At 60.4% G+C, this 5,904-nt stretch carries 5 protein-coding genes; 1 reads left to right on the forward strand and 4 read right to left on the reverse strand.

Annotated elements, in window-relative coordinates:
• Window positions 1-109: 109 nt before the first annotated feature.
• The 4 genes from hemA to AC13RM_RS31375 form a co-directional block, all read right to left on the reverse strand.
• Window positions 110-1,321 (reverse strand): 5-aminolevulinate synthase, encoded by a 1,212-nt coding sequence (gene hemA / locus AC13RM_RS31360; RefSeq protein WP_440478297.1) that lies wholly within the window; start codon window positions 1,319-1,321, stop codon window positions 110-112.
• A 219-nt stretch (window positions 1,322-1,540) separates the two neighbouring features.
• Entirely contained in the window at window positions 1,541-2,335 is a 795-nt protein-coding gene (locus tag AC13RM_RS31365; protein ID WP_488556139.1) for an FAD binding domain-containing protein, read from the reverse strand.
• Window positions 2,336-2,355: 20 nt separating this feature from the next.
• On the reverse strand, window positions 2,356-4,701 hold the full coding sequence (locus AC13RM_RS31370) for a xanthine dehydrogenase family protein molybdopterin-binding subunit (RefSeq protein WP_374822573.1): 2,346 nt from the start codon (window positions 4,699-4,701) through the stop codon (window positions 2,356-2,358).
• Window positions 4,702-4,782: 81 nt separating this feature from the next.
• Window positions 4,783-5,271, reverse strand: coding sequence for a (2Fe-2S)-binding protein (locus AC13RM_RS31375; protein WP_374822570.1), 489 nt, complete (start codon window positions 5,269-5,271; stop codon window positions 4,783-4,785).
• Between the two features lie 297 nt (window positions 5,272-5,568).
• On the opposite strand from AC13RM_RS31375, the gene AC13RM_RS31380 reads away from it, so the two are divergent.
• Window positions 5,569-5,868, forward strand: a complete 300-nt coding sequence (locus AC13RM_RS31380; RefSeq protein WP_069612891.1) for a YMGG-like glycine zipper-containing protein — start codon at window positions 5,569-5,571, stop codon at window positions 5,866-5,868.
• The last annotated feature ends 36 nt before the right edge of the window (window positions 5,869-5,904 follow it).

Consider the following 5,904-nt stretch of genomic DNA (forward strand, 5'->3'; position numbering starts at 1 on the left):
CTTTGGGAAGCCGCGGCTAACGCCGGCGCAAACAATCATTGCGGAAATCGGCATCACGCCGATATTCCGCAATGAAGCGCATTTTGCTTTTTCAGGCAGAAGTCGCTCCTTACGCAACGGCCCTTGCGAGCGCACAGCGCGACCAGAGCGCGTGCAGCGCACCGACCAGCTGCTCGATATCGCCATCGGAATGCAGCGGCGTCGGCGTGATGCGCAAACGCTCGGTCTTCTTCGGCACAGTCGGATAATTGATCGGCTGCACATAGACGCCAGCGTCGAGCAACAGGTCGGAAATCCACTTGCACTTGGCGGCATCGCCGACCATCACAGGCACGACATGGCTCGGGTTCGGTATATGCGGAATGCCTGATGCATCGAGCTGGGCGCGCAGCTTGCGCACACGATCCTGATGGCGCATGCGTTCGAACTGGCTGACCTTCAGATGCTGGATCGATGCAACGGCACCCGCAGCCAGAGCCGGCGGCAGCGAGGTCGTGAAGATGAAGCCGGAGGCAAACGAGCGGATGAAATCACAGAGCGCGGCCGATGCGGCAATATAGCCGCCCATGACGCCGAATGCCTTGCCGAGCGTACCTTCGATGACGGTCAGGCGATCCATCAATCCCTCGCGCTCGGCAATGCCGCCGCCGCGCGGGCCGTACATGCCGACGGCATGCACTTCGTCGAGATAGGTCATCGCGCCATATTTGTCGGCAAGATCGCAGATTTCCTTGATGGGAGCGATATCGCCATCCATGGAATAGACGCTCTCGAAGGCGATCAGCTTCGGCGCCTTCGGATCGGCAGCCTTCAGCTTGGCTTCCAGATCGTGCAGATCGTTATGCTTCCAGATGACCTTGTCGCACTTCGCATAGCGAATGCCTTCGATCATCGATGCATGGTTGAGCGCATCCGAGAAGATGATGAGGCCGGGAATGCGCGCGCCGAGCGTGCCGAGCGTCGCCCAGTTGGAGATATAGCCCGAGGTGAAGATCAGCGCGGATTCCTTGCCGTGGAGATCAGCGAGCTCCTGCTCGAGCAGAACATGGTGGTGGTTGGTGCCAGAAATATTCCGGGTGCCTCCCGCACCCGCGCCACAGTGATCGATCGCTTGCTTCATCGCCTCGATCACTTTCGGATGCTGGCCCATGCCGAGATAGTCGTTGGAGCACCAGACGGTCACTTCCTGTGGGCCGTTCGGGGTATGTCTGATAGCGCGGGGGAAATTGCCACTGCGGCGTTCCAGATCTGCGAAGATCCGGTAGCGGCCTTCCTTGTGAAGACCTTCCAGCTCGCCCTTAAAAAATGCTTCGAAATCCATCATATGCTCCAGTACCGTGCGACCGTTTTCGAGAATGCCGGTTCACACGTCAACCCCTCCGCATTGCTTTCGCGCCCACTGCGGCAAATGGCCCCTAATTTTGAACAATTCCAGACAAGAATAGCCAATCACATCAAATTGACAATCGAAACCATGCTGGAAACACTCTCTCCGGAGCGGAGGGTAAACCCTGCCGCTCCGGTCTTGTTCGTGGCGAATCTAGGCGGCAGCCACGGCGCGCTTGGCCATGACCTTGATCAGATTGGCGCGATATTCGGCCGTGGCGTGCAGATCGGACAGCAGCACCGATGAGTCCACTGTCACGCCGGTAATCGCGTCCGGCAGCCAGTTCGCCGCAAGCGCCTGCTCCAGTTCGGCATGGCGGAACACTCCGTCCGCACCGGCACCGGTAATGGCAACGCGCACGCCCCCCGCCCCCTTGGCGACGAAGACCCCGGTCATGGCATAGCGTGAAGCCGGATTGGGGAATTTTGCGTAAGCTGCCCTTTCCGGCGCGTCGAAGGCGATGGAGGTAACGAGCTCCGCCCCTTCCAGCGCCGTCTCGAACAGACCCTGGAAGAAGTCGTCGGCCGCGATCTGACGACGGTCAGTGACGATAGTGGCATTCAGCGCCAGCATCGCCGAGGGGTAATCCGCCGCCGGATCATTGTTGGCGATGGAGCCGCCGATCGTGCCCATATGGCGGACATGCGGGTCGCCGATCATGCCGGCAAGGTCGCAGAGCGCCGGACAGACCGCACGGATGACAGCCGACGAGGCAACCTCCGCATGGGTGGTCGCCGCACCGATGGTGACCCTGCGGCCATCGACGCGGATTCCCTTGATCGAAGGGATATGCCTGAGGTCGACGAGATCGCTCGGCGATGCCAGACGCTGCTTCATGGTGGCGATCAGCGTCATGCCGCCGGAGACATATTTGCCTTCGTCGGCATCAGACAGAAGCTTGACGGCTTCGTCGACCGAGGAGGCGCGATGGTAATTCGTTGCATACATAGTCCTATCCTCCTCTCGTTTCAGGCCGTGGCCCGCGCCGCTTCCCACACCTTGAGCGGGGTTGCCGGCATGGTCAGCCTGTTGTTGCCGATGGCATCGGTAATGGCGTTGATCAGCGCCGGCGGCGAGCCGATGGCGCCTGCCTCGCCGCATCCCTTGATCCCCAGCGGATTGTTCGGACACGGCGTGTTCTGATGCGAAAGCTGGAAGGACGGCAGGTCGTCGGCGCGCGGCATGGTGTAATCCATGAAACTCGCCGTCAGCAGCTGGCCGCTCTCATCGTAATGCACGCCTTCCAGAAGCGCCTGACCTATTCCCTGCGCGATACCGCCATGCACCTGTCCCTCGACAATCATCGGATTGATGATATTGCCGAAGTCGTCGGCCGCGACGAACTGCACGATCTCGGTCTTGCCGGTTTCCGGATCGACCTCGACCTCGCAGATGTAGCAACCGGCGGGGAAGGTGAAGTTCGCCGGATCGTAGAAGGCGGTTTCTTTCAGGCCCGGCTCCATGCCGGCGGGCAGATTGTGGGCGGTATAGGAGGCGAGCGCCACCTGGAACCAGGGCAGCGCCTTGTCGGTGCCCGCCACCTTTACCTCACCATTCTCGATGACGATATCGCTTTCGTCCGCCTCCATCAGATGCGCGGCGATCTTCTTTGCCTTCGCCTCGACCTTGTCGAGCGCCTTGACGACGGCGGACATGCCGACGGCGCCCGAGCGGGAACCATAGGTGCCCATACCCATCTGCACCTTGTCGGTATCGCCATGGACGATGGAAACGCTGTCGATCGGTACACCGAGCCGGTCGGCGACGAGCTGCGCGAAGGTCGTCTCATGCCCCTGCCCATGGCTGTGCGAGCCGGTGAGCACCTCGATCGTTCCCACAGCATTCACCCGCACTTCAGCCGACTCCCAAAGGCCGACGCCTGCTCCGAGCGACCCCACCGCCTGCGACGGCGCGATGCCGCAAGCTTCGATGTAGCAGCTCATGCCAATGCCACGCTTCATGCCGCGACGGGTGGCCTCTGCCTTGCGGGCCGGGAAGCCGGCCCAATCCGCCTGCTGCATGGCGGCGTTGAGCGAAGCCTCATAGTCGCCCGCGTCGTAATTCATGATGACGGGCGTCTGATACGGGAAGGAGCGGATGAAGTTGATCCTTCTCAGCTCCGCCGGTGAGACGCCGAGTTCGCGCGCCGCCGTTTCCACCGTGCGCTCGAGCAGATAGGTCGCCTCCGGCCGCCCTGCCCCGCGATAGGCGTCGACCGGCACGGTATTGGTATAAACCGTGCGGACATTGGCATGGATCGCCGGAATGGCATATTGGCCCGACAGCAGCGTCGCATAGAGATAGGTTGGCACGGCTGAGGAAAAGAGCGACATATAGGCACCGAGATTGGCGATCGTATCGACCTTCAGTGCCGTCATGCGGTTTTGCGCATTGAAAGCCATCTTGACCTTGGAAACATGGTCGCGGCCATGCGCGTCGGTGAGGAAAGCTTCCGTGCGATCAGCCGTCCATTTCACAGGGACGCCGGTCTTCTTCGATGCCCAGAGACAGACAATCTCTTCCGGATAGATATAGATCTTCGAACCGAAGCCGCCCCCGACATCCGGCGCGATGACGCGCAGCTTGTTTTCCGGCGCGACATTATAGAAGGCGCTCATGACGAGCCGGGCCACATGCGGGTTCTGGCTTGTGGTGTAGCAGGTATAATGGTCCTCGGCGGCATCATAGATGCCGAGCGTGGCGCGCGGCTCCATGGCATTCGGCGAAAGCCTGTTGTTGTGAATCTCGATTTCGGTGACATGGGCTGCCTCGGCGATCGCCTTGTCGGTCGCTGCCGCGTCGCCAAGCTCCCAGTCGAAAATCAGGTTGTTTGCCGCTTCTGGATGGATCTGCGGTGCGCCGGCTTTCAGCGCGTCAACCGCCTCGACGACGGCAGGCAGCTCCTCATAATCGACCGTTACGGCTTCAGCCGCATCGCGCGCCTCGCCAAGACTATCGGCAACGACGATCGCGACGGCATCGCCGACATAGCGGACGGTATCGACCGCCAGCGGCCGCCAGGCGCCCATCTTCATGGGCGAGCCGTCGCGGGAATGAATCATCCAGCCGCAGATCAGATTGCCGATGCCATCATCAAGCAGCTGCTTGCCGTCGAGCACCCCGATCACGCCCGGCCTGGAAAGTGCCGCCGACGCATCGATGCTCTTGATCTTCGCATGCGCATGCGGGCTACGGACGAAATAGGCATATTTCATGCCCGGCGTCACCATGTCGTCGGTGTATCGCCCCTTGCCCGTCAGAAATCGCTTGTCTTCCTTGCGCGCCACGCGCGCACCAATGCCTTCAACGCCCATCACATCCTCCATTGGGGTTCCGGGCCCGGCAATCCGCCAAGATCATAGTCCAAGCGTTTAGCCAGACGATCTCGGTGGAATTTATTCGGCCGCTTGGCTTGCGGCGTTCATTGCGGCATTGGCTGAAAGCACCGCCTTGACGATGTTGTGATAGCCGGTGCATCGACAGATATTGCCTTCAAGCTCGCTGCGCACCGTCTTCTCATCCAGCTTGCCGCCATGGCGATTGATCATGTCGACCGATGCCATCACCATGCCCGGCGTGCAGAAGCCGCATTGCAGGCCATGATGCTCCTTGAAGGCGGCCTGAACCGGATGCAGCTCGCCATTGGCGGCGAGACCCTCGACGGTTGTGATCTTGGAGCCGGAAGCCTGAACGGCCAAAATGGAACAGCTCTTCACCGACTTGCCGTCCATGTGCACGACGCAGGCGCCGCACTGGCTGGTGTCGCAGCCGACATGGGTTCCGGTCAGTCCGAGTTTTTCCCTGATGAAATGGACAAGCAGCGTGCGATCCTCGCACTCGCCGCTGACCGAACGGCCGTTCACCGTCAAAGTCACTTTTGCCATATTTTCCTCCTCGCCTCTCCTCCAGAGGCAAGGAGTATCATTTGACTTTTTCGCAATCCAATCAACCTCTACTTTAGAGAGGAGATGGATTTTCTGCCTCGCGGCCAACTGTTTTCTTCTCCAGACGGGATGCCGCCTTTTCTCAGCAATAAAAAAACTGCTATCCACCAATAGACAATCATATTTTGCACGATATTTTCTATCGTTGCAGGACTGTAAAGACAGCCCATCGTGGTGGAGCTGAAGAATTGGGACGACGTTGGCCGGGTTCGGCTTAACTAACGTTGGAGAGAGTAAATGAAGAAAGTTCTTATGCTCGCATTGGTCGGCTTGTCTATCGCAAGCTGCACGCCGACCGAACAGGGCGCAGGCATCGGCGCAGCATCCGGCGCGATCATCGGCGGCGCAGTCACCGGCAACGTCCGTGGCGCGGCAGTCGGCGCAGCGATCGGTGGCGTCTCCGGCGCCGTCATCGGCAGCGTCCAGGAACAGCCCGGCCAGTGCTACTACCGCGATCGTTACGGACGTCGCTACATCGACGATTGCCCGCGCGGCGGCTATCGCGGCGGTTATGGCGGCGGCTACGGCGGCTATTGATCGGTCTTTTATCGAATTTCGAAGATCCCGGGCCGC

The sequence above is a fragment of the Martinezella sp. CNPSo 3732 genome (assembly GCF_057784515.1).